Origin of the sequence: Pseudomonas sp. dw_612 (assembly GCF_018449725.1) — a bacterium.
In the GTDB taxonomy this organism is placed as follows: Bacteria; Pseudomonadota; Gammaproteobacteria; order Pseudomonadales; family Pseudomonadaceae; genus Aquipseudomonas.
This window is the reverse complement of record NZ_JAAVVC010000006.1, coordinates 126,041-151,342: the sequence shown is the minus strand read 5'-3', so window position 1 is coordinate 151,342 and position 25,302 is coordinate 126,041. Positions and strand designations below refer to the sequence as shown.

General features: G+C 60.1%; 19 protein-coding genes and 1 pseudogene. 8 read left to right on the top strand and 12 right to left on the bottom strand.

Annotated elements, in window-relative coordinates:
• Positions 1-119 precede the first annotated feature (119 nt).
• Positions 120-284, top strand: coding sequence for a hypothetical protein (locus HB680_RS12055; protein ID WP_213938824.1), 165 nt, complete (start codon positions 120-122; stop codon positions 282-284).
• A 134-nt stretch (positions 285-418) separates the two neighbouring features.
• On the opposite strand, the gene HB680_RS12050 is transcribed toward HB680_RS12055, so the two are convergent.
• A complete protein-coding gene (locus tag HB680_RS12050; RefSeq protein ID WP_213938822.1) occupies positions 419-919 on the bottom strand; it encodes an MgtC/SapB family protein in 501 nt (166 codons plus the stop codon).
• A 121-nt stretch (positions 920-1,040) separates the two neighbouring features.
• Between HB680_RS12050 and HB680_RS12045 the strand changes: the two genes are divergently transcribed.
• The 3 genes from HB680_RS12045 to mapR all read left to right on the top strand — a co-directional run bounded on the left by HB680_RS12045 (position 1,041) and on the right by mapR (position 4,532).
• Complete coding sequence (locus HB680_RS12045) at positions 1,041-1,274, top strand: DUF3203 family protein (protein ID WP_213938820.1); 234 nt, start codon at positions 1,041-1,043, stop codon at positions 1,272-1,274.
• A gap of 195 nt (positions 1,275-1,469) precedes the next feature.
• Positions 1,470-2,900: a cytochrome c oxidase accessory protein CcoG gene (gene ccoG / locus HB680_RS12040; protein ID WP_213938818.1), complete on the top strand. Its 1,431-nt coding sequence runs from the start codon at positions 1,470-1,472 to the stop codon at positions 2,898-2,900.
• Positions 2,901-3,122: 222 nt separating this feature from the next.
• Positions 3,123-4,532 carry a GntR family transcriptional regulator MpaR gene (gene mapR, locus HB680_RS12035; RefSeq protein WP_054046464.1) on the top strand — a complete coding sequence of 470 codons (1,410 nt, stop codon included), beginning with the start codon at positions 3,123-3,125 and terminating at the stop codon, positions 4,530-4,532.
• A gap of 8 nt (positions 4,533-4,540) precedes the next feature.
• Here mapR and HB680_RS12030 read toward each other — a convergent pair whose 3' ends face one another.
• The 9 genes from HB680_RS12030 to HB680_RS11990 all read right to left on the bottom strand — a co-directional run bounded on the left by HB680_RS12030 (position 4,541) and on the right by HB680_RS11990 (position 19,662).
• Complete coding sequence (locus tag HB680_RS12030; RefSeq protein ID WP_213938817.1) at positions 4,541-5,692, bottom strand: kelch repeat-containing protein; 1,152 nt, start codon at positions 5,690-5,692, stop codon at positions 4,541-4,543.
• Between the two features lie 173 nt (positions 5,693-5,865).
• On the bottom strand, positions 5,866-6,612 hold the full coding sequence (locus tag HB680_RS12025) for an SDR family oxidoreductase (RefSeq protein WP_213938816.1): 747 nt from the start codon (positions 6,610-6,612) through the stop codon (positions 5,866-5,868).
• Positions 6,613-6,865: 253 nt separating this feature from the next.
• Positions 6,866-8,947, bottom strand: coding sequence for an EAL domain-containing protein (locus HB680_RS12020; RefSeq protein ID WP_213938815.1), 2,082 nt, complete (start codon positions 8,945-8,947; stop codon positions 6,866-6,868).
• A gap of 346 nt (positions 8,948-9,293) precedes the next feature.
• Entirely contained in the window at positions 9,294-10,775 is a 1,482-nt protein-coding gene (locus HB680_RS12015; RefSeq protein WP_213938813.1) for an efflux transporter outer membrane subunit, read from the bottom strand.
• Positions 10,772-13,879 carry an efflux RND transporter permease subunit gene (locus HB680_RS12010; RefSeq protein WP_213938811.1) on the bottom strand — a complete coding sequence of 1,036 codons (3,108 nt, stop codon included), beginning with the start codon at positions 13,877-13,879 and terminating at the stop codon, positions 10,772-10,774. Before HB680_RS12010 ends, HB680_RS12015 begins: the two co-directional genes overlap by 4 nt.
• Positions 13,876-16,980: an MdtB/MuxB family multidrug efflux RND transporter permease subunit gene (locus HB680_RS12005; protein WP_213938809.1), complete on the bottom strand. Its 3,105-nt coding sequence runs from the start codon at positions 16,978-16,980 to the stop codon at positions 13,876-13,878. Before HB680_RS12005 ends, HB680_RS12010 begins: the two co-directional genes overlap by 4 nt.
• Positions 16,977-18,287: an MdtA/MuxA family multidrug efflux RND transporter periplasmic adaptor subunit gene (locus HB680_RS12000; protein ID WP_213938807.1), complete on the bottom strand. Its 1,311-nt coding sequence runs from the start codon at positions 18,285-18,287 to the stop codon at positions 16,977-16,979. The genes HB680_RS12005 and HB680_RS12000 overlap by 4 nt, the downstream gene beginning before the upstream one ends.
• A 174-nt stretch (positions 18,288-18,461) precedes the next feature.
• Positions 18,462-18,962, bottom strand: a complete 501-nt coding sequence (tpx, locus tag HB680_RS11995; protein WP_008030203.1) for a thiol peroxidase — start codon at positions 18,960-18,962, stop codon at positions 18,462-18,464.
• 256 nt (positions 18,963-19,218) lie between these two features.
• Entirely contained in the window at positions 19,219-19,662 is a 444-nt protein-coding gene (locus HB680_RS11990; protein WP_213938805.1) for a polyketide cyclase, read from the bottom strand.
• Between the two features lie 133 nt (positions 19,663-19,795).
• Between HB680_RS11990 and HB680_RS11985 the strand changes: the two genes are divergently transcribed.
• Entirely contained in the window at positions 19,796-20,221 is a 426-nt protein-coding gene (locus HB680_RS11985) for a YciI family protein (protein WP_213938803.1), read from the top strand.
• 254 nt (positions 20,222-20,475) lie between these two features.
• Here the strand turns inward: HB680_RS11985 and HB680_RS11980 are convergent, their stop codons facing one another.
• Positions 20,476-20,874, bottom strand: a complete 399-nt coding sequence (locus HB680_RS11980; protein ID WP_213938801.1) for a hypothetical protein — start codon at positions 20,872-20,874, stop codon at positions 20,476-20,478.
• Positions 20,875-21,472: 598 nt separating this feature from the next.
• Between HB680_RS11980 and HB680_RS11975 the strand changes: the two genes are divergently transcribed.
• Both HB680_RS11975 and HB680_RS11970 read left to right on the top strand, forming a co-directional pair.
• Positions 21,473-22,264 (top strand): hypothetical protein, encoded by a 792-nt coding sequence (locus HB680_RS11975; RefSeq protein WP_213938799.1) that lies wholly within the window; start codon positions 21,473-21,475, stop codon positions 22,262-22,264.
• A gap of 10 nt (positions 22,265-22,274) precedes the next feature.
• Complete coding sequence (locus HB680_RS11970; RefSeq protein WP_213938797.1) at positions 22,275-23,738, top strand: DUF1254 domain-containing protein; 1,464 nt, start codon at positions 22,275-22,277, stop codon at positions 23,736-23,738.
• A gap of 28 nt (positions 23,739-23,766) precedes the next feature.
• Here HB680_RS11970 and HB680_RS32745 read toward each other — a convergent pair.
• A pseudogene (locus HB680_RS32745) lies at positions 23,767-23,856 on the bottom strand (metal ABC transporter ATP-binding protein); the annotation flags it as partial.
• Positions 23,857-23,891: 35 nt separating this feature from the next.
• On the opposite strand from HB680_RS32745, the gene HB680_RS11965 reads away from it, so the two are divergent.
• On the top strand, positions 23,892-25,298 hold the full coding sequence (locus HB680_RS11965; protein WP_213938795.1) for a DUF1254 domain-containing protein: 1,407 nt from the start codon (positions 23,892-23,894) through the stop codon (positions 25,296-25,298).
• The last annotated feature ends 4 nt before the right edge of the window (positions 25,299-25,302 follow it).

Sequence of the window (25,302 nt, the reverse complement as noted above, 5' to 3'; positions counted from 1 at the left end):
ACAGGCGCCGGTAAAAGTTCACGGGGATTTGCCTGAGTGTTGGTGGGAATCAAATCCTGTGCGCGGTGGTCAACAAACTTAAGCACGAGTTACGCCATGTGCCACAAGGAGGCTTCACGATGAGCATACCGATCCCCGCTGAGACGCCCGATCCGAACATCGACAACCCGACGATCCCGCCGACCGAACCGGACCCGGTGCCCGAGCAAGAGCCGCCCGGCACTACCCCGCCGCCGATGGAAGATCCGCCAAGCACCATGCCGCCGGTGATCGTTAATCCATAACGCCTGCGCACCCACGTGAGCGGCATTTGCACAATCCTGCGTAGGAGCTGCCGAAGGCTGCGATCTTTTGATTTTGGTTTTTAAGATCAAAAGATCGCAGCCTTCGGCAGCTCCTACAGGGATTTGGCGAGCCTTTACGGGTTGCGGTCCTTGTCGAGCATGCGCACCACCGCTGGCATCACGCTAAATATCGCCAAGGCCAGCAACGTACTGAGCACCGCCGTCGCTTCGCGGCCCAACCCGGCGGAAACGCCAATGGCCGCGGTCATCCACAACCCGGCGGCGGTGGTCAGTCCTTTCACGTGACCTTCGTCACCCTCGGTGTTCTTCAAAATCGTCCCGGCGCCGAGGAAGCCGATGCCCGCAATCACCCCTTGCACCACCCGGCTCATGGCATCGGCCTGGGAGCCCGACATCTGCGGCACCAGCACAAACAGCGCCGCGCCCAAGGCCACCAGCATGTGCGTACGCACCCCGGCAGCCTTGCCCTTGTGCTCGCGCTCGAAACCGAGAATACCGCCCAGCACCGCGGCCATCAGCAAACGCACGGTAATGCGCGTCAGTTGTGAAGCGTCGCCAACATCGGCGAACTCCGCTTGCAACGTCACCCAAACCTCATGCCACCAAGCGTCCATGACGCAGTCCTTGTAATGGTTGATAGAAGGTGGACCGCGCTGACCATTAATCGGTTGCACAGAACGATGGCCGTCCCGAGTGACCTAACGTTTCAGTCTCCGCTGAAAAAAGGACAGTCCCATGACCGTGCGCATCGAAAACCAGACCTGCTTTTTCATCACCGAGAACGGCGAAGAAATTCGTCTGTGCTCCGACGTCACCATCATCACCGACTCGGAAAAAGCCATGTCGGCCGTAGAGCTCAACGGCCAGCGCGTGTACATCACCGAAGCAGAAGCCGACGCATTGACCGTAGCAGGTGCGGTCGACGGTCGTAAGCATTTGAAGGCCACCGACAGTGATTCGGTGATTTGACTGACCCGGATCAACAAGCGCTGCGGGCGTCTGGGATAGGCGCCCGCAGCCTGCGTTGGCGGGTGCATCAAGTTGTCGCAGGCATTCGTTCAGAGCCCATCTGATCCGCTTTTTATTGCAATACCTGAGTCTGTTATGCAAACAGATCGCCGCTCATAGTGCACCGGCCTGATGGAGGCTGATGAGCGAACGACCATGAGCGAGAGAATCCCCGTCCGAACCGTAGAAAGCGCCCCGGCAGTCCAGCGCTACGAGCCTTCGCGTCCAAAGACGAAGGCCAAATCCAGCGACAACCTGATCCACACCCGCAGCTTCACCGGTCTGTACCGCACCTTGCGCATGAGCGGCGCCGGTTTTCTGTTCCTCGCCTTCTTCGGCACCGTGTGGCTGAACTGGGGCGGCCGCCAGGCAGTGCTCTGGGACTTGTCCGAAAGCAAATTCCACATTTTTGGCGCAACCTTCTGGCCGCAGGATTTCATCCTGCTGTCGGCGCTGCTGATCATTGCGGCGTTCGGCCTGTTCGCCATCACGGTCTTCGCCGGTCGCGTCTGGTGCGGCTACACCTGCCCGCAAAGCTCCTGGACCTGGATCTTCATGTGGTGCGAGAAAATCACCGAAGGCGAACGCAACCAGCGCATCAAATTGCAAGCCGCACCCTGGAGCCTGAACAAACTGGCACGGCGCTCGGCCAAGCACACACTGTGGCTGGGCATCAGCCTGCTGACCGGCCTGACCTTTGTCGGCTACTTCACGCCAATCCGGCCACTGGCCGAAGAACTGCTGACCCTGCAAATGGCCGGTGTCAGTCTGTTCTGGGTGATCTTCTTCACCGGCGCCACCTACATCAATGCCGGTTGGCTGCGCGAAGCGGTGTGCATGCACATGTGCCCGTATGCGCGGTTCCAGAGCGTGATGTTCGACAAGGACACCCTGACCATCTCCTACGACGTGGCCCGTGGCGAAAACCGTGGCCCGCGCAAACGCGAGGTGAAACCCGCCGATGTGGGCCTCGGCGATTGCATCGACTGCCAGGTGTGCGTGCAGGTCTGCCCCACCGGCATCGACATCCGCGACGGTTTGCAGATGGAATGCATCGGCTGCGCGGCGTGCATCGACGCCTGCGATTCGATCATGGACAAAATGGGCTACGCTCGCGGCCTGATCAGCTACACCTCCGAGCATGAGTTGCAGGGTGGCAAGACTCACCTGCTGCGGCCACGGTTGATCGGTTACACGGCGGTGTTGCTGGTGATGATTGGCGCGCTGGCCCTGGCGCTGGTGGAACGGCCGATGGTGTCCCTGGACGTGACCAAGGACCGTGGCATGTTCCGTGAAAACAGCGAAGGTCTGATCGAGAACATCTACAGCCTCAAGGTCATCAACAAAACCCAGCAGCGTCAGGATTACCGCTTGAGCCTGGAGGATGGCGAGGGCTTCCAGCTACAGGGCAAGACGGAGTTGAGCCTGGCGCCGGGCGAGATTGTCGACGTGCCGGTGTCGGTGGCCATGACCACGGAACGGCCAAGCAGCAGCTCGCAGACCCTCAGCTTCAAGATTGTCGACAGCGATGAGCCGGACATCTACAGCGTGGCCCAGAGCCGGTTTGTTGCGCCGATGAATCGTTGAGCCCTTACAATCCACCCCTCACCCCAGCCCTCTCCCCAAGGGGGAGACGGGGAAAGGGAGCCGATCTTCATGCTTTTCAAACCTGAGTTCGGCTCGACTTTTCAGGTCGATGTCACTCGAAAGAACACCACGGTCAGTCCCCTCGCCCCTTTGGGGAGAGGGTTAGGGTGAGGGGCCAATATCCCTGACACCCCACACAACAACCCGGCACCAAGGCACTCGATGAAACGCTACGAAAAATTCGCCGATGACATCGCTGAACTGATCCGCTCCGGGGTCCTCGGCCCCGGCCAGCGCGTGCCGTCGGTGCGCTACGCCAGCCAGACCTACGGGGTCAGCCCGTCCACGGTGTTCCAGGCCTATTACCTGCTGGAACGTCGCGGCCTGATCCGCGCCCGGCCCCGCTCCGGCTACTTCGTCAACACCCACGCCCCGAGCCCGTTTTCAGAACCAGTGATCAGCAGCCAGGTCAACGAATCCACCGAAGTCGATGTCAGCGAACTGGTGTTCTCGGTCCTCGATTCCATCAAGGATCCGACCACCGTGCCGTTCGGCTCGGCGTTCCCCAGCCCGACCCTGTTCCCGTTGCAACGCCTGTCCCGCTCCCTGGCCAGCGCCGCCCGGGAAATGGACCCGCGCATGGTCGTCACCGACATGTCGCCGGGCAACCCGCAACTGCGTCGGCAAATCGCCTTGCGCTACATGGTCGGCGGGCTGATGCTGCCGATGGAAGAACTGCTGATCACCAACGGTGCCCTCGAAGCGCTGAACCTGTGCCTGCAAGCCGTCACCGAGCCCGGCGACCTGGTGGCCATCGAAGCCCCGGCGTTCTACGCCAGCCTGCAAGTGCTGGAGCGCCTGAAGCTCAAAGCCGTGGAAATCCCGGTGCACCCGCGGGACGGCATCGACCTCGGCGTGCTCGCGCAAACCCTGGAACGCCACCCGATCAAAGCCTGTTGGTGCATGACCAGTTTCCAGAACCCGATGGGCGCGACCATGCCCGAGGCGAAGAAACAGGAGTTGGTGGAGTTGTTGCGCAGTCATCAGGTGCCGCTGATCGAGGACGACGTCTACGCCGAACTCTATTACGGCCAGCAAGCGCCGAAACCGGCCAAGGCATTCGACACCGAAGGTTTGGTGATGCATTGCGGTTCGTTCGCCAAGAGCCTGGCTCCGGGCTATCGCATCGGCTGGGTCGCCGCCGGGCGTTATGCGCAGAAGATCGAACGCCTCAAACTCATGACCTCGCTCTGCGCCTCGATGCCGGCCCAGGCGGCGATTGCCGACTACCTGCAACATGGCGGCTACGACCGGCACCTGCGCAAACTGCGCTACGCCCTGGAAGAACAGCAAAGCGCCATGCTCGCCGCCATCGCCCGCTACTTCCCGGCCCAAACCCGCGTTAGCCAACCGGCCGGCGGCTACTTCCTGTGGCTGGAACTGCCGCCGCAAATGGATTCGTTGAAGTTGTTTCAGATGGCGCTGGCCCAAGGCATCAGCATCGCGCCGGGGCCGATCTTTTCACCGACCCAGCGTTTCAGGAATTGCATTCGCTTGAACTATGGCAGCCCGTGGGATGAAGCGGCGGAGAAAGCGATGGAAACGTTGGGGCGGATTGTGCGGTCGTTCTGATCACTCCCCTATTGCTCCGTGTACAACTCTGCGCTTGCGAGATAAGCCGGATGGCTGGTCACCCGTGCCCCGGCGACTACCAGTACCTGTCCTGAAGTCAGCAGGCTGGCGGCATGCAAGAAACGACCTGTGTCCAGTTCAGCGGACACGATCCAATGATTGAAGACTGGATTGAATACCTCGGAGGCAAACGCTGCTGATGCATCCGCACTATCGCCAACCACCAGCACACGCCCGGAATGCAGCTTTGTCGCGCTGTGCCCTCTTCGGCCACAAGCCATGGGTATGGGAGCGCTCCAGCTATTCGATTCCGGGTCATAAAGGTATGAATTTGTCCCGCCGGAGATGAACGGCGTATCGGTGCCACCCGCGACCAATACCCGGCCATCATCCAGCAGTGTTGCCGTGTGCTGCATTCGCCTTTCAGGTAGGGGTTCGAGCGTGCGCCACGTCCGCTTGACTGGATCAAACAACGAAGCATCATCAATGGCCGCGTCCAGTCTTGACGAATAGCCCCCCAATACCAGTACCTCTCCGGAGGCCAACAGCGTAGCGCTGTGAGACATCCGTGCTAACGGAATCCACGGTGCAAGGCTCCATATAGCACGTACCGGATCATAGATTTCTACGCTGTCGAGTACTTGCCCAACACCTTGCTGCAAGTTATTGCCCCCACAGACCATAACGTGGCCATTGCTCAAAAGTGTCGCAGTATGTGCAAAACGCGGAGTAAGGAGCGCCGCCGTCGCTGTCCAGCGATCATCTTTTGCGTTGTACAACTCGACACTGCCGAGCGTGCCCTGTAATCCCTCACCAGCGATGATCATGACTTGGCTGTCGTTCAAATACAGCGCGCGGTGACCAGAGCGGGGTTCGATCAAGGGGGACGTCATAGACCAGCGATTTTCGACGACATTGTAGATTTCAACATCGGCAATCGATGCCAATGCACCGGTTGAAAACTGCTCCCAACGCGTTTCAGGTCTTGGATTCGCGGGTGACACGTCGAGACCAGCGTCGCCCGACTTATCTCCAACACCCCCGTTGATGCCCCCCGCGACCATGACGCGAGCATCGGGTAACGCAGTGACCGAGTGAGAGGCCCGCGGGATGTTCAGAGAAGCAATTGTTTCGAAATCATCATCGTTGACGTTACCCATCGGCATGCTCCGCGCTGGAAGATTGTACGAACGTCGTGATCTGCAAACACCGTTTCACGACCTTCGCCCAAATCCACTCTACGGCTCACCTTTGAACAGATCTACTGTCAGAAATAACAGGTGGGAGCAGAAACTGTTCAATCAGCTGCTGCAACGGGCGTGCCCTTTTCTGATTAACGACCACCACCCAAATCAACAAATGTCCCGGTGGCATAAGACGCCTTGTCCGACAACAACCAGACAATCGCCTCGGCCACTTCATCCGGCCGGCCACCACGGGCCATCGGGATCGCGGATTCCAGTTTGCTGACCCGATCCGGGTCGCCGCTCAGCGCATGGAAATCGGTGTAGATAAAACCGGGGCGCACGGCGTTGACACGAATGCCTTCGCCGGCGACTTCCTTGGACAGGCCGATGGTGAAGCTGTCCAGCGCGCCCTTGGATGCGGCGTAGTCGACATATTCGTTGGGCGAACCCAGACGCGAAGCCACCGACGACACATTGACGATGCTGCCACCCTGCCCGCCATGCTTGGGCGACATGCGCAGGATCGCGTGCTTGGCGCAGAGGATCGGCGCCAGAACGTTGGTCTTGAGGATTTTGAGGATGCGGAATTCGGACATTTCGTCGACCCGGGACTTGTGCCCCACGGTGCCGGCGTTGTTCACCAGGGCAGTGACCCGGCCCAGTTCGGTGTCGACGCGGTGGAACATGGCGACTACTTCGTCTTCGATGCTGACGTCGGCCCGCACCGCAATGGCCTGGGCACCGAGGGCGCGGACTTGGTCCAGCACGCGCTGGGCGGCGACTTCGTCAGCCAGGTAGTTGATACAGATCCGATAGCCCTGTTCGGCGGCCAACAATGCCGTGGCGGCGCCGATGCCACGGCTGCCCCCGGTGATGACGATGACTTTTTCCATGCTGACGTTCCCCCGTTTCAAGCTTTAGCGGTCGGGGGCAAGAATAACCGTCATTGGCGGGATTTGCATGGGCCTACATCAATTGTCATAACTGGGCCCCTGTAGCAACTGCCGAGCAGCGCGAGGCAGCGTTCGGCGGCGCAGCCGTCGCAAAAATCAGGCTGCGCGGTGTATCAGGCAAACCGCGGGCGCAGGATTTACGACGACTTCGTCGCCGAACGCTGCCTCGCGCTGCTCGGCAGCTGCTACAAGGTCAGCCCGTCGCCTGTTGCTCGCCACGGTGAATATCGATCATGAAGCGTTCCGCCGGCAGCGGATGGCCCAACAGGTAACCTTGCAACGAATCACAGCCCAACTTCGTCAAAAAGTCCTGTTGCACACCGGTTTCGACACCTTCTGCCACAATCCGCAAACCCAACGCCTGGCCGAGGGCGACGATGGCCGAGACGATGGCGGCGTCATCGCTGTCATGTTCCAGATCACGAACAAAACCACGGTCAATCTTCAGTTCGTTGGCGGGCAGGCGCTTGAGGTACATCAAGCTCGAATAGCCGGTGCCGAAGTCATCGATGGACAAATCGACGCCCATGTCCGACAGCTCTTGCAGCACCGTCATGCTCGCATCGGCGTCGCTCATGGCGGTGGTTTCGGTGATTTCCAGGGTCAGGCTGTTGGCCGGCAAATGGTGCGTGGCCAACGCCTTGGCCACGCTCTGGACCAGGCCGACATGACAGAACTGCAAGGCCGACAGGTTCACCGCAATGCGCCAGTCGGTGTAGCCGAGCACATACCATTCGCGCATCTGGCGGCAGGCTTCATTGAGCACCCACTCGCCGATCGGAATGATCAGCCCGGTCTTTTCCGCGAGGTCGATGAACTTGTCCGGCAGTAACATGCCCTGGGTCGGGTGCTCCCAGCGCAGCAACGCCTCGGCACCGACCGGACGGCCATTGCTGGCGTCGAATTTGGGTTGGTAATACAGGCTGAACTGTTGATGTTCCAGCGCTGCGCGCAGGTCTTGCAGCAATTGCAGTTGTTTGCGGGCGTTGCTGTTCATCGAAGCGTCGAAGAAGCTGTGGCCGTTTTTCCCGGCGCCCTTGGCGTGGTACATCGCGGCGTCGGCGTTCATCAGCAATTCTTGCGCGGTCTGGCCATTGCCCGGGTAGAGCGCGATGCCGACGCTGGCGGAAATCTGCAGGTCATGTTCGGCCACGCGGAACGAACGCGCGATCAGGCTGACCTGACGCGCCGCCAGGTTCAACGCATCGTTGGGCTCATTCAAGCGCACCAGCAACACAAATTCGTCACCGCCGATCCGCGCCAGGGTGTCCTGGCTGCGCAGGTCCTCGCGCAATCGCAAGCCGACCTCACGCAACAACTGGTCGCCCATGTGGTGGCCGAAGGCATCGTTGACCGGTTTGAAGCCGTCCAGATCGATGAACATCAGCGCAAAACAACCGCCCTGCTCTTGCACCTTGGACATGGCCAACTCGATGCGGTCGGCCAGCAACATACGGTTCGGCAGACCGGTCAGGGTGTCGTGCAGGGCCAGTTGGGTGAGTTCGCGATTGGCTTCGGTCAGCGATTGCGCCAGGTCGGCGGTGCGGGCTTCCAGGCGCGCGTCGAGAATCGAGGTCAGCAAGGCGATGCTCAATACCGCCAACGTGGTGATCAACACCAGGTTGTCCAGGCCTTTGCCGCTCAAGCCGCTGAGGGCGGCACCACAGACGCTGCCGTCCGGGAAACGCGCCGCGGCCATGCCGGTGTAATGCATGCCGACGATGGCGAAGCCCATGATCACCGCGGCGCCGCCACGGAACAGGCCCACGTAAGGCGTGTGCTGGCGCAGGCGGAACGCGATCCATAACGCCGCCGCCGACGCACCGACGGCAATCAGCAACGACGCGCCGAACAGCGTAGGGTCGTAATCGATACCCGGCACCATCAACATGGCGGCCATGCCGGTGTAATGCATGGCACTGATGCCGCTGCCCATGACCAGCGCGCCAAACGCCAGTTGCCAGAGCGGCAGCTTCGGTTGGCTGACCAGCCACAAGGCAAAACCGCAGGACAGGATCGCGATCGCCAGCGACAGCACGGTGAGGCTGAGGTCGTAGCCCAGGTCGATCGGCAGTTTGAACGCGAGCATGCCGATGAAATGCATCGACCACACGCCAATGCCCATGGCGACCGCGCCACCGGCGGTCCACAGGTGAACGGCTCGGCCCTTGGTGGTGGCGATCCGGCCAGTCAGGTCCAGGGCGGTATAGGAAGCGAGAATCGCCACGCACAGCGAGATGAAAACCAACGTGGGGGAATAGGTGCCGATGAGCATGATCTTTCTCGTGACCGCCCACCGTACTGCGTCCGTTCTCGGGGGGCAAAGTCGGCGATTGTACTGATTGCGCGGAAGAACGCACTGACAAAATTATCAATTGGCCATCAAGCCGATGAAACGCTTGTTTGAGTACTCCGATTCAAGACACCCCTCTCCCTAACCCTCTCCCCAGAGGGGTGAGGGGACTGACCGGTGCGTTCGAAAGAAAATTTTCGACCTGCGAAATCGAGTCGAACTCAGGCTTTGAAGGCGATGGAGATCGGCTCCCTTTCCCCCGCTCCCCCTTGGGGAGAGGGTTGGGGTGAGGGGTGGATCGAAAGGTCGGTCACAAAAGCCAGCCACCCTACTCCTTATCACTCACCTGCAACTGCCCATCCCACCCACCGCCCAGCGCCGCAATCAACTGCACGCTGGCAATCAACCGGCTCTGCAACACGTTCAATACGCTTTGTTCATTGCTCAATGCCGTGGCTTGAACCACTACAACATCCAGGTAGGCAATCAACCCGGCCTTGTACTGGTTTTCGGTCAGGCGCAAGGAATCCCGGGCCGCGTCCAGCGCTTCCTGACGCACCGCCGCTTCGTTCTCATACACCTTGAGTTGCACCAGGTAGTTTTCCACCTCGCGGAAACCATCGAGTACGGTCTGGCGGTACTTGGCCACGGTTTCGTCGTAAAGCGCTTCGTTGCGATCGACTTCCGCCGAGCGCGCGCCGCCGTCGAATAACGGCAAGTCCAGTTTCGGCCCCACCGACCAGAAGCGGTTCGGCAAGCTGATCAGGTTGCTGGAGGTACTGCTGCTGTAGCCGCCACTCAGGCTCAGGCTCAAGTCCGGGTAGTACGCGGCTTTGGCCACGCCGATGTTGGCGTTGGCGGCAATCACCGAGCGTTCGGCGGAAGCAATGTCCGGTCGGCGCTCAAGCAGTTGCGACGGCAGGCTCAGGGGAATCTGCGGCAGTTTCGGAATGTCCTGGGTTTCCGCCAGATTGAACTCCGCCGGTGCCTTGCCGATCAGCACGGCAATTGCGTTTTCGAACTGCGCACGTTGCCAGATCAGGTCCACCAGATCGGCCTGGGTGCTTTTCAATTGCGCCTGGGCCTGGGCCACCGCGTCACGGCCGGACACGCCGGCGCGGTACTGGTTCTGGGTCATTTGCAGCGAGCGCTCGTACGCCACGACCGTCGATTCCAGCAAGCGCTTCTGCTGATCGATCACCCGCAACTGCAAGTAGTTCTGCACCAACTCCGATTGCTGGCTCAGGCGCATGGCCGCCAGATCGGCGAAGCTTGCCTGGGCGCTGGCGGTATCAGCCTCCAGGCCGCGACGCAGCTTGCCCCAGATATCCGCTTCCCAACTGACGCCCAACTCGGTGCTGTAGGTATTGCGAATGCCGCTGGCGGAGCTGCTCAGGCTGGAACTGCTGCTGCCGGCGCCCTGGCTGGAGCGGGTTTTACCCGCGCTCAAGTCGACCGTGGGGTAAAACGCCGCGCGGGCGCTTTTCACCAAGGCCTGGGACTGGCGATAGCGGGCGTCGGCCTGGGCCACGGTCTGGTTGGCGCTGTTGAGTTGCTCGATCAGGCCGTTGAGCTGGCGGTCGCCGTACAACTCCCACCAGGCACCACGGGCCAGGGAATCGCTCGGACTGGCCTGACGCCAACCCTCGGCTTCCTTGTACTGCGCCGGCTCTGCGGCAGATGGGCGCTGATAGTCCGGGCCGACGGCGCAGGCGCTGAGCATCGCCACACACAGCGCCAGGCTCAACAGGCGCGAGCCCCGGGCCGTGGCAATCGGTGCAGCCAGAGTGATAAGCGAACGGTCAGTCATAGCGGAGTTTCCAGAGCTGCATCGGTACGTACCCCACGCCATTTGTTGAAGCGATGGCGCAGTTTGTCGAGATGGAGGTAAACCACCGGAGTGGTGTAGAGGGTCAGCACCTGGCTGAAAATCAGCCCACCGATAATGGTCAGGCCCAGCGGCTGGCGCATTTCCGCGCCTTCGGCACGGCTGAGCAGCAGCGGCAATGCGCCAAGGATCGCCGCCAGGGTGGTCATCAGAATCGGCCGCAGACGTTGCAGACAGGCGCTGCGAATCGAATCCAGCGGCGTCATGCCCTGATGCCGTTCCAGCTGCAACGCCAGGTCGATCATCAAAATGGCGTTTTTCTTCACCACGCCAATCAACAGGAACAGCCCCAACAGCGAAATCAGGCTGAACTCTCCGCCCAAGGCATAGATCGACAGCAACGCGCCGACCCCGGCCGACGGCAAGGTCGAGAGAATGGTCAACGGGTGAATGTAACTTTCATACAGCACACCCAACACCAGATACACCGCCACCAGCGCGCCAAGAATCATGAACGGCTGGCTCTTCTGGGTCGCGGCAAAGGCGTCGGCGGTGCCGGCCATTTTCACGATCACGTCTTCCGGCATGCCGAGTTTGGCAATCGCGCGCTCGATGGCCGCCGTGCCCTGCTCCACCGTCACCCCTTCGGCCATATCGAAGGAAATACTCTCGGAGGCGAACTGGCCTTCATGGCTGACCCGGTCGTCTTCCAGGCTGTTTTCGTAGTGCGCGATGGTCGACAGGGGAATCCGTGCGCCAGTGGAGGTGATTACCTGTACCTGCTTGAGGGTGATCGGATCCTGGGCGTATTTCGGATTGACCTCCATCACCACCTGATACTGGTTGAGGCTGTCGTAGATCGTCGAAATCTGCCGCTGGCTGTAGGCGTTGTTCAACACGGCGGTGACCATGTCCATGTCGACACCCAGGCGTTTGGCCTGGTCGCGGTCGACAATCAGCGTCACCTGTTGCGCGCCACGCCCTTCACGGGCGTCAATCGCGGTCAGTTCCGGCAAGGCCCGCAGCGCCGTGACGACTTTCGGATACCACTCGCGCAACGAGCCCAGGTCGGCGCTTTGCAGGATGTAGGAATACTGCGAGGTGGTCTGCTCACGACCGCCGCCAAATTGCAGGTCCTGATCCGCCATCAACATCAGTTGTGCGCCGGCGACCTTGGGCATTTCCTTGCGCAGGCGTTCGATGACCTTTTGCGCGGAAATATTGCGCTCCTTGATCGGCTTCAAACGCACCAGCATGAAGGCGTTGTTGGTGCCGTTAGTGCCGCCGATAAACCCGGCCACGCTTTGCACCGCGTCGTCCTTGAGCACCGCGCGGCGGAAGATTTCCATCTTCGGCTGCATCACGCTGAACGAAAGACCGTCATCGCCGCGCACGAAACCGATCAACTGGCCGGTGTCCTGCTGCGGCATAAAGGTTTTCGGCACCACTACGTACAGCGCGACGTTGACGCCAATGGTCACGAGCAAACTGAGCAAGGTCAGTCGGCGGTGGCGCAGCACCCAGTCAAGGCTGGTGGCGTACTTGCCGACCATCCATTCATTGGCGCGCTGGCTCCAGCGTTGCAGGCGGTTTTCCTGCCCCGGCGTGTGCGGCTTGAGCCAACGGGCGCAGAGCATCGGCGTCAGGGTCAACGACACGATCAACGAGACGACGATGGACGCTGCCAGGGTGATGGAAAACTCGCGGAACAGGCTTTCAATGATTCCGCCCATAAACAGGATCGACAGGAACACCGCCACCAGCGAGACGTTCATCGACAGCAAGGTGAACCCGACTTCCTGGGCCCCGAGGTACGCGGCCTTCATCGGTGGCACGCCTTCGTCGATGTGCCGGGAAATGTTCTCCAGCACCACGATGGCATCGTCCACCACCAGTCCGGTGGCGAGGATCAGCGCCATCAGCGACAGGTTGTTCAGGGAAAAACCATAGAGGTACATCACCGCGAACGTGCCGACCAGCGACACCGGCACCGCCAGCGTCGGAATCAGCGAGGCACGGAAGTTACCAAGAAACAGGAACACCACCAGAATCACCAGGGCCACGGCGATCAGCAAGGTCATTTCCGCTTCGTGCAATGTGGCCTTGATCACTGGCGAACGGTCCATGGCCAGGTTCAGTTTGACGCTGGCCGGCAACACCGCTTGCAACGCCGGTAACTGCGCCTTGATCTCGTTGACGGTCTCGATGATGTTGGCGCCGGCCTGACGGTTGATCACCAGCAACACCGCCGCGTCGTCGTTGAAGAAACCGCTGTTGTAGCGGTCCTCGACGCCGTCGCTGACCGTCGCCACATCCTTCAGGCGCAGGGCCGCACCGTTGTTGTAGTGGATGATCAGCGACTCGTAGTCCTTGGCCTTTTCCAGTTGATCGTTGGCCTGGACCTGCCACAAACGCTGGTCGTCCTCGACCGAGCCTTTGGGCCGGCGCACGTTGGCGTTGGCGATGGTGTTGCGCACATCGTCCAGGGCCACGCCGTACTGGTTCAGCGCCTGGGGTTCGAGTTCGATGCGCACCGCCGGCAAGGAGCTGCCGCCGATCTGCACTTCACCCACGCCCTGCACCTGGGACAGGCTCTGGGACAGGATCGTCGAGGCCAAATCGTAGAGCTGACCTTTCTCCAGCACGTCCGAGGTCAGCGACAGCACCATGATCGGCGCTTGCGACGGATTGACCTTCTTGTAGGTCGGCATGCTGCGCATCCCGCTCGGCAGCAGGTTGCGCGAGGCGTTGATCGCAGCTTGCACTTCCCGCGCCGCGCCGTTGATGTCGCGGTCCATGTCGAACTGCAAAATCACCCGGGTCGAGCCCTGACTGGAGCGGCTGCTCATGGTGTTGACCCCGGCGATGGCACCGAAGGAACGTTCCAGGGGCGTGGCCACGGTCGAGGCCATTACTTCCGGGCTCGCACCCGGCAAACTGGCCTGGACCACGATTACCGGGAAATCCATCTGCGGCAGCGGCGACACCGGCAACAGGCCGAAGCTCACGCCGCCCAGCAACATGATTGCCAGGCTCAGCAACATGGTCGCAACCGGGCGCTTGATGAAAGGTCCGGACAGGTTCATGGCTGCTCTACCGCTTCCACGGCGTCAGACTTGCGGCCCCAGCGCCGCCCGAGACGGTCGAAGTACAGGTAGATCACTGGCGTGGTGAACAACGTCAGTACCTGACTCACCAACAACCCGCCCACCATTACCAGACCCAAGGGTTGACGCAACTCCGCGCCGGAGCCCGTGGCCAGCATCAACGGCACCGCGCCGAACAGTGCCGCCAGGGTGGTCATCAGGATCGGGCGGAAGCGCAGCAGCGCCGCTTGATAAATCGCCTTCTCCGGGTCCATGCCCTGATTGCGTTCAGCGTCAAGGGCGAAGTCGATCATCATGATCGCGTTCTTCTTCACGATACCGATCAGCAAAATGATGCCGATGATCGCGATCATCCCCAGGTCGTTGCCGGTCAGCAACAGCGCCAGCAAGGCACCGACCGCCGCCGAGGGCAAGGTCGAGAGGATGGTGATCGGGTGAATGTAACTTTCGTAGAGCACGCCGAGCACGATGTACATGGTCACCACCGCCGCCAGGATCAGCAGCAAGGTGCTCGACAACGATGCCTGGAACGCTTCGGCCGCGCCCTGGAACTGAGTCTGCACGCCAATCGGCATGCCGATGTCTTTCTGCACCTGATCGATGATTTCAACCGCATGCCCCAGCGCCACGCCAGGCGCCAGGTTGAACGACATCATCACCGCCGGGAACTGGCCGATGTGGGTGATCGCCAATTGCGTCTGGCGCTGCTCGACATGCGCGAGGCTGGACAAGCGTACCTGGCCGCCATCGGTGGTCTTGACGTGAATCTGGTTCAGCGCATCCGGACCGATTTTCTCGCCGGACTGCGATTGCAGGACCACGCGGTACTGGCTGGCCTGGGTGTAAATGGTGGAAATCTGCCGCTGGCCAAAGGCGTCGTACAGCGCATCGGTGATGTTCGATACCGACACACCGACCCGTGACGCCGCATCGCGGTCGATCACCAGGTACACCTGCAAGCCCTTGTCCTGCAAATCGCTGGCGACGTCGGTCAGTTCTGGCCGTTGGGCCAAGGCTTCCACCAGTCGCCCGCTCCACAGGCTGAGCAACTCAGAGTCCGGCGACGACATGCTGAATTGGTACTGCGTGCGGCTGACCCGATCTTCGATGGTCAGGTCCTGCACCGGCTGCATGAACAGGCGGATGCCGACCAGTTTGTCCACTTCCGGTTGCAGACGCGCGATGATCTTGGTCGCGCTGAGGTCCCGCGCACTGTGGGGCTTGAGGTTAATCAGCATGCGACCGCTGTTGAGCGTCGAGTTGTCACCGTCCACGCCAATGTAGGACGACAGGCTTTCCACCGCCGGGTCGGCGAGGATCACTTTCGCCAGTTCCTGCTGACGCTCGCTCATCGCCGCGAAGGAAATCGACTGCGGCGCCTCGGAAATGCCCTGGATCACCCCGGTGTCCTGCACCGGAAAGAAGCCTTTGGGCACCACCATGTAAAGGAATACCGTCAGCCCCAGGGTGGCAATGGCCACCAGCAAGGTCAGCGGCTGATGCTTGAGCACCCACTGCAACTTGCGCCCGTAGGCGGCGATCATCCAGTCGATGGTCGCGCCGCTGGCCCGGTAGAAACGGCCCTGCTCTTCTTCCTTGGGTTCACGCTTGAGCAGCCGCGCGCACATCATCGGCGTCAGGGTCAGGGACACCACCAGGGAAATCAGGATCGCCACCGCCAGGGTGATGGCGAATTCGCGGAACAGGCGCCCCACTACGTCGGCCATGAACAGCAACGGAATCAGTACCGCGATCAGCGACAAGGTCAGGGAAATCAGGGTGAAGCCGATCTGCTTGGCGCCCTTGAGCGCCGCTTGCAATGGACTGTCGCCCTCCTCGATAAACCGGGAGATGTTCTCCAGCATTACGATCGCATCGTCCACCACAAAACCGGTGGCAATGGTCAGGGCCATCAGGGTCAGGTTGTTGACCGAGAACCCCGCGAGGTACATCACGCCGAAAGTACCGATCAGCGACAACGGTACCGCGACCGACGGAATGATCGTCGCGCTGGCCCGGCGCAGGAACAGGAACGTCACCATCACCACCAGTGCGATGGCGATCAGCAGTTCATGTTGCACGTCGGTGACCGAGGCCCGAATGGTCTGGGTGCGGTCGGTGAGGACGGTGACGTCAAGACCGGCCGGCAGGTTGTCGGTGATGCTTGGCAACAAAGCCTTGATCCGGTCCACTACCTCGATGACGTTGGCCCCAGGCTGGCGCTGGATATTCAGCAAAACCGCCTGGTTTTCATTGGCCCATGCCGCCAGTCGCTCGTTCTCGGCACCGTCGACAATCTCGGCCACGTCCTTGAGCCGCAATGGTGCGCCGTTGGCATAAGCGAGGATCAGGTTGGCGTAGTCCTTGGGCGAAGTCAGTTGATCGTTTGCATCCAGCATCGAGACCCGGGTCGGGCCGTCGAAGTTGCCCTTGGGCTGGTTGACGTTGGACGCGCCGATCAAGGTGCGCACGTCCGACAGGTTCAAACCATTGGCCGCCAGGGCCTCGGGGTTGACCTTGATCCGCACCGCCTGACGCTGACCGCCGGCAATGCTGACCATACCGACGCCGCTGATCTGGGCGATTTTCTGCGCCATGCGCGTATCGACCAAATCATTGAGTTTGGGCAACAGCATGGTCTTGGAGGTGATGGCCAGGGTCAGCACCGGGGTGTCCGCCGGGTTGACTTTGTTGTACACCGGCGGCGCCGGCAAATCCTTGGGCAGCAAATTGGTCGCGGCGTTGATCGCGGCTTGCACCTGCTGCTCGGCGACATCCATGTTGATATCGAGGCTGAACCGCAGGGTCAGCACCGAGGCGCCACCCGAACTGGTGGACGCCATTTGCGTCAGGCCCGGCATTTGCCCGAACTGGCGCTCAAGGGGCGCGGTCACCGCACTGGTCATCACATCCGGGCTGGCGCCGGGATAGAGCGTCATGACACGGATGGTCGGGTAATCGACCTGGGGCAAGGCCGACACCGGCAACAAGCGGTAGGCGATGATGCCGGCCAGGATAATGGCCAGCATGCTCAGGGTCGTGGCGACGGGGCGAAGGATGAACAGCCGCGAGATGTTCATGCGCCCTTCTTCACCTTGTCGTTGGCGGTCGCTTCAGTGGTTTTCGCCGCGGATTTGCCTTGCAGGTGTTCGGTCGGGGTGGTCGGCACATCCTGGCTGTCGTTGACCACTTCCACTTCGCTGCCTTCCTTCAGGCGGTCGGTGCCTTCCAGGACCACGCGATCACCCACGGCCAGGCCTTCGGTGATGACAGTGTTGTCGCCGTCGCTCGCGCCGACTTTCAATTGGCGGATCTTGACCTTGTTGTCCCCGTCCATGGCATAGACGAAGGTGCCGTTGGTGCCGAACTGGATCGCCGCCGATGGCGCGAGCACCACGCCTTTGAGGGTATCGGCCAGCAGGTGCACATTGACGAACTGGTTGGGGAACAGCATCAGGTCGCGGTTATCGTAGCGCGCCTTGAATTTCAGGGTGCCGGTGGTGACGTCGATCTGGTTGTCCAGGCTCTGCAGCACGCCGCTGGCCTGCATCTTCATGTCGCCACGGTCCCAGGCTTCGACGGGCAATTTGGCGCCGGTGTGGTAGCGGGCCAGCACGGTGTCGAGGCTGTTTTCCGGCAAGGTGAAGACGACGCTGATCGGTTGGGTCTGTGTGATGATCGCCAGCGCGGTGGTGTCGTTGGCGGCGACGAGGTTGCCGACGTCGAGCTGACGCAAACCGACGCGCCCGGTAATCGGCGCGCGGATCTTGGTGAATTCGAGATTGAGTTTGGCGTCGTTGACCGCCGCCTGGTTGGTCTTGACCGTGCCCAGGTATTGGCCGACCAGTGCTTCGGCGGTGTCGAGGGTCTGCTTGGCGATGCTGTCTTCTTTATACAGACCGCGATAGCGCTCGACATCGACCTGGGCGTTTTTCAGCTGTGCCTGGTTTTGCAGCAAGGTACCTTCAGCCTGGAGCAAGGCGTTCTGGTAAGGGCGCGGGTCGATCTCGGCCAACAGGTCGCCGGCCTTGACCATCTGCCCTTCCTCAAAGGCAATCTTCATCAACTCGCCGGCCACGCGGCTGCGCACATTGATGGTGTTCAGCGCCGTGACCGTGCCCAGCGCCTTGTAATACAGCGGGAAGTCACCCTTGACCGCCGGAGCCACCCGCACCGGGATCGGCCCGGTCGCGCCGCCAAAACCCGGACGCATGCCCCCGGCCTTGCCCGTATGCCCCGCCACAGCTTTTGGCTTTTCGCCCGCTTTATGCTCGGTGCCGGCGGGCCAGAATTTCCAGCAAACGGCAGCGACGACCAACAGGACAAGCAGGCCGAACAGCCAGCGACGGGGACTACGGGAGGAGGATTGCATTGAATGATCAACCATTGGGCGCGTGGGCTTCTTCTACGGGAGGCTGAACGATAAGCACTGGCGCGCATTAAGCAAAGCGCCTTTACCGGCAATTTACCTTCGGCTTACGTAACAGGAGATTTATCTAAGACACTGAAGCACAAATGAAAACGGCCTGGACAGAGCCAGGCCGTTAACAATTGTAAAGCCTTACTTCAGAACAGCGAGTGCCGCTTCGTAGTTAGGCTCTTCTGCAATCTCTTTAACCAGTTCGCTGTGCAGCACGTTGTCGTTTTCATCCAGCACGACGACGGCACGGGCGGTCAGGCCTTTGAGCGGGCCGTCAGCAATGGCCACGCCGTAGTTCTCGATGAATTCGGCGCCACGCAGGGTCGACAGGTTCTGGACGTTTTCCAGGCCTTCGGCGCCGCAGAAACGGGCCTGGGCGAATGGCAGGTCAGCGGAGATGCACAGTACGACAGTGTTGGCGACGTCATTGGCCTGGGCGTTGAACTTGCGAACCGAGGTCGCGCAGGTCGGGGTGTCGACGCTTGGGAAGATGTTCAGCACTTTGCGCTTGCCGGCGAAGCTCGCCAGGGTCACGTCCGACAGATTGCCGGCAACCAGGGAAAAGGCTGGCGCCTTGGAACCGGCTTGTGGCAGTTGGCCGTTGACTTGAACCGGGTTGCCTTTAAGAGTGACTTGAGCCATGAACGGAGTCCTTCTGATGGTGTTGTTGGAAATCTGAAGAGGCCGAAGTTAACCACGAAATGGCCCGACGACCTATGGTCAGATACAAATTGTGAAGTGTCATCCCTGAAATTGGATACAACTCGCACAACTGACACAAATCGCCCCTGTGGGAGCGGGCGTGCTCGCGAAGGCAGTATTTCAGTGACTGAGATGTTGCCTGACACGACGCTTTCGCGAGCAAGCCCGCTCCCACAAGGGTTGCGTGTACACCGAACTATTTCAGCAACCGCAACATATTGCGGTGCCGCGCCTCGAAAATCCGCCGCATGTAGGCATTGACCAGCAACCACTCCACCGCTGCGCCGCCGGTGGCCGCATAGGTCACGCGGTCGGTGTATAGCGTACCGCCCTCTCCCGCCGCCACCCGGTGTTCATGACGAAAGGCTGCCATCGGGCCCTTGAGCATTTCGTCGATGAAATGCGTGTCGCTGACTTCACGAATCACCACCGTCCAGTTCGACGGAATGACATTGAGCATCCAGTGCCGGAAACGGAACTGGCGACCGGCTTCGATGCGCAGGTTGTTGATGTCGATATCGCCCAGTGGCGTGATGCGTTCGGGGAAGATTTTCGGGAAGTTGACGCCTTCCAGACAGAAATCGAGGACCTGCGCGGGGGCGCGGTCGGGGATCAGGGTGGTGAGTTCCAGAACGGGCATGGGCATTCCATTGACGAGTGGCGTCGTAGCGCAGGAATACTAAATAACGAAAATAATGTCGAAGAATTTGTCGATTCCGCAAACGGCCATTCGACTAGGCAGTGAATCACTCACCTCCAGCGGAGATAACACCATGCAATTCATGATCATTGTGAAAGCCAGCCCGGACTCCGAGGCCGGCGTGATGCCCACTGAGGAGCTGCTGACCGCGATGGGCAACTATAACGAGGAACTGGCCAAGGCCGGCATCCTTCTTTCGTGCGACGGTCTGCAACCTAGCAGCAAAGGCGCCCGGGTGCGCTTCTCCGGCGACAAACGCACGGTGATCGACGGCCCGTTCGCCGAAACCAAGGAGTTGATTGCCGGCTATTGGTTGTGGGACGTGAAGTCGAAAGAAGAAGCCATCGAATGGGTCAAGCGTTGCCCGAATCCGATGCCCGGGACAGAGGCCGAGATCGAGATTCGCCCGGTGTACGCGGCCGAGGATTTCGGCGCCGAGTTCACGCCTGAGTTGCGCGAGCAGGAAGAACGCATTCGGGCGCAGGCGAAGAAGCTCTGAATCGGCCGAAACAGCGCGCGATCAGCTCTCGCTAAAGGATTGTCTAAATGGGGGCCAGAAAGTTATCGAAGGCTGTGAATCTCGAACCCTCTAAATAAGAACAGTTTTCCTCACCTCAAATAGTCGAAGCTCACCCGCTCTCATGGAATGGGTGAGCTTCGAAACCCTCCAGGTAAAATACTTCTTTTAAACCTCATCATTCGGCGCAAGTGATTTTTTATCAATTTTGCCGTCACATCCTTGCATTGATTTTATTAACCTTGAATTGTAAATGACTCGCTACCTCGCGGATCACCGGCACCGCTTCTGTCAAATATAATCTCCACTTTCACCGTCAGAGAGCCGGAGTAAGCGAAGGTCGTAGAATTGACCCAACTATGCCATACACCATCCTGACGACAATCCGTTTTCTCCCACAACTGTCTGCCCCCCGCAGTAACAATGACATTGGCATTGTTTCCGCCTCGGCCAGTGTAAATGCTGATTCCATACCTTGTAGTAGAGAGGGTGATACTTCCACCATTAATAGTCCACTCCACCCGAGCCCCACCTCGAAAATGATATTGTTCAAACTCTGAACGCTCAACCACAAAATCTTTGTAACCACCTGACTTTGGCTCGAGTTCATTTTCCAGAATCATTGTATCGGTCATGACTATGACCTCCTTATCAACACCCTGAAACTTGACAAATACCTATTACCTATCAAGCTGCCAGAGCCGAGGTTACACATATCGTTAAAGCTCAACGACTGTCAGAGTTGACAGTCATTCATACTTTTTTTCGATAACAGTCATGAAAAAAAGTACTAGAAATAACCGAATACTGGATCGCCTCGATGCACCTGAACAGCTAACTCCCTGTGGGAGCGGGCTTGCTCGCGAAGGCGGCCGTCCAGTCAATAAAGTTGTTGCCTGACACGACGCCTTCGCGAGCAAGCCCGCTCCCACAAGGGATCTTCAGCGGCCCCAGCATTTGTGCCCGGCTCACCCAATAAAACCGCCGAAAACCTCACAACCTTCCTCACTTCCCGTCTGCAACCTACTGTTTCTTATTAACTTTCCAGTACATAGAAAAAAACGCCAACCCATGCACAAAACCGAAGAATTAATCCGTTCGACTGGATAACTGGCGGTTAGCTGCTAGCTTCAACTCACGCGTCCTACAGGCTTGACCGGAAAAAGACTACGCAGTAAAGGCCAAAAATATGGCCAAGTTCGTCCACTGAGCCACCAAGGAACCGGGGGAATCATGTCGAAAAACCAGGGAGCGCACGCCTGTTTGCTGGCGGCGCTAACGACGTCTGCCTTTTGTGCTCAGGCCGATAATGCCGAGGAAGCCAACAAAAGTAACAACCCGCTGAACCTCGCACCGGGCGCCAACCTGCAGGATTACTACACACCCAGACTCTTCGACACCAACGTCCACACCAATGACGCGTTGCTGCGTGGCACCCTGCCGGTAGCCGCCAACGATTTCATCGGCGTACCGCAGTTACTGCGTGCCACCCTGCCGATCAGCACCCGCCCCGACCCGCATAACGGTTACAGCACCGGCATCGGCGACCTGAACCTGTTCGACATTTTCCTGATCAAGACCGAAGGCGTGCAGTTGGGCATCGGCCCGCAGATCACCGCGCCCACCGCCGAACAAGATGAGTTGGGCACCGGAAAATGGCAGGCCGGACTGGCCGCTGTCGCCATCGACGCCTCCCCCCGTGGCCTGCTGGGTGCGCTGGTGCAGTACCAGAGTTCATTCGCTGGCGACCATGATCGCGCCCATGTCGAAACCGCAACGATGCAGCCGTTCATCATGCATAACCTGCCCAAAGGCTGGTACCTGCGCTCGACCGGCACCTGGACCCTCGACCTGAAAAACAACACCCATTACATCCCCATCGGCTTCGGGGGCGGCAAGGTCTGGAAATCCGGGACCAACATTTTCAACGCTTTCGTTGAACCCCAATGGACCGTGGAACGCAAAGGCGATGGTTTGCCGCAGTTCACGTTGTTCGCCGGGATCAACGTCACCTTCGGCAAATGAGGACTTTCATATGCACATAGCACTGCGTGCCGCCGGTTTCAGCATCATGGCGACGTTCGTCAGTTGCGGCGTGGGCGCGCAAGCGCAAGCCCAGGACCTCGACACGCGCATTGGCAAAGTGGCCATGGAAGGCGATCTGCCGGCCCGTGACGCCATCGCCACGCTCTACGCCGAACTGGATTTCCAGCAAGCAACCCAGAGTTATTTATGGGCCTTGCCGCTGGTGTCCTACGCGCAATGGCAGGAAGAATTTCGCGACAAACTCGGCGCCCACAGCGGCGACTTGATGATGCTCAACAGTTACGAAGACAAGCTCGGCGTGATCACCGCCAATGCCACCACGCCGTACATTCTCGGCTTCGTCGACCTGAATGAAACCGGCCCATTGGTGATCGAGTTGCCACCCGGCCCGACCGCTGGCGGCATCGGTGATTTCTGGCAACGGGCAATCATCGACATGGGCCAGACCGGCCCCGACAAAGGCAAGGGTGGCAAATACCTGGTGCTGCCACCGGGCGCCGAACCGCCGGCCGATGCCGGCAAGTATTACCTGGCCAAGTCGGAAACCATGAACGTGCTGGTGGGCTTTCGCGTGCTCGATCCCGACCCGGCCAAGGGCAAGGCGCTGGTCGAACAATTCAAGATGTACCCCTACGCCCAACGCGCCTCGCCGGGAAAAACCAAATTGCTGTCCCCGGGCGGCAAGGCCTGGTCCGGCACCCAGCCGGGAGGTTTGGCGTACTGGGAGCGTCTGCACCAGATTATCCAGAAAGAACCGGTCAACGAGCGCGACCGTTTCTACATGGCGATGCTTGCCAGCCTGGGCATTGAAAAAGACAAGCCGTTCAACCCCAACGACAATCAGCGCAAGGCGCTGGAGCAAGGTGCCCAGGTCGGCGAGTTGATCGCCAAGGCCAACACCTTCGCCAAGCGCTTCCCGGATGCGCAGTACTGGAAGGACCGGCAGTGGGACACCGTGCTGAACATCGCCGAGCCGTCGCAACGCGTCGCTTACTACGACCAGTTATGGGAGCGCAGCGCCTGGTTCTACGAAGCGGTGACCAACACCAAAGGCATGGTTTCAAAGACGCCGGGCCTGGGCCAGACCTACCTTGGCGCCTACACCGACGCCAAGGGTAACTGGCTCGACGGCGGCAAGAACTATCGCCTGCACGTCGGTGCCAACCCGCCGGCCAAGCAGTTCTGGTCGATGACGGTGTATGACATCGGCACCCGCACCTTGATCGACAACCCGCAGCGCAAGGCCGACCTGTCATCCCGCCAGGACCTGAAAAAGAATGCCGACGGCTCGGTGGACCTGTACTTCGGCCCAACCGCGCCCAAGGGGTTCGAGAGCAACTGGGTGCAAACGGTGCCGGGTAAACACTGGTTCAGCTACTTCCGCTTGTATGCGCCGACTGAGGCTTATTTCGACAAGAGCTGGAAGCTTGATGACCTTGCGGGTGTGGAGTGACAGCTCATGCCTGACATCACTCGGTCCCCTGTGGGAGCGGGCTTGCTCGCGAAAGCGGTGTATCAGCCAACACAGATATCGACTGACACGACGCCTTCGCGAGCAAGCCCGCTCCCACAGGAGTTGAGCATCATTCAATACAAAGGACACCTTATGCGCGTCAAGAACGCCCCACGTCTGATACTCGCCAGCCTCTCTCTCCTGCTGAGTTGCAGCGCCTGGGCCGATTTCAGCGCCACCCCGGAAGAAGCCCGGGGCATCGCCAAGGAAGCCTACCTGTACGGTTTCCCGGTGGTGGAGATGTACAAGACCCTCTACACCCAAGCGGTGGACAAGGCCGGGGCGAATTTCAAGGCGCCGTTCAACAGGATCGGCAACACCGCCAAGGTCTTCACCCCGGCGGACACCGCGTTTGTCACGCCCAATTCCGACACGCCCTACTCCTTCGTCTGGATGGACCTGCGCGCCGAACCGGTGGTGCTGACCCTCCCGCCCATCGCGGAAAACCGTTACTACTCGGTGCAGCTGATCGACCTCTACACGCAGAACTTTGCGTATCTGGGCACCCGCAGCACCGGCAACAAGGGCGGCACTTTCATGGTGGCCGGCCCGGACTGGCAAGGTCAGCAACCGGTAAACATCGATCGGCTGGTGCGCAGCGAAAGCAACATCGCCTACGCGTTGTATCGCACGCAGTTGTTCGACAATGCCGACCTGGCCAAGGTCAAGCTGATACAGAACGCCTACAAGGTTCAAACCTTGAGTCAGTACCTCAAGCAAAAGGCGCCGCCCAACCCGCCGAAGGTCGATTGGCCGAAGCCGACCGCCGACATGAGCGACACCCCTGACCTGTTCCGCTACCTGAGTTTCATGCTCGGTTTCGCCCCGCCCCAGGACGTGGAAAAAGACCTGCTCGCACGCTTCGCCAAGATCGGCATCGTCGGCGGCCAGCCGTTCAAACTCGTCGCCCTCACCGCTGAGCAACGCAAGGCGCTGGAGGACGGCATCAGCGATGCCAAGGCTGAATTCGCCCAGTTCAAGAAGGACAAGGTCGACACCCATCAAGTCACTAGCGGCGACTTTTTCGGAACCCGCGATCACCTCAACGGCAACTACCTGTACCGCTATGCCGGCGCCAACATGGGGATCTTCGGCAACTCCGCCGAAGAGGCGAATTACATCGGTTACTTCGTCGACAACCAGGGCAAACCGGTCAACGGCGCCCGCCACAGTTACACCTTGCACTTCAACAAGGACGAACTGCCGCCGGCCGACGCCTTCTGGTCGCTGACGATGTACGACGGCAAGACCAAGTTGCTGGTGGCCAATCACATGAAGCGCTACCTGATCAATTCGCGGATGTTGCCCAAGCTCAAGCGTGACGCTGACGGCGGGCTGACGCTGTACGTGCAGCATTCCGAGCCGGTCGGCGACCAGAAAAGCAACTGGCTGCCAGCCCCCCACGGACCGTTTTATGCCGTACTGCGGGTCTACCTGCCGAAGCCGGAAATGGTCAACGGCCAGTGGCAGATTCCGTTGCTGACGCCGATCAGCCAATAGCTAC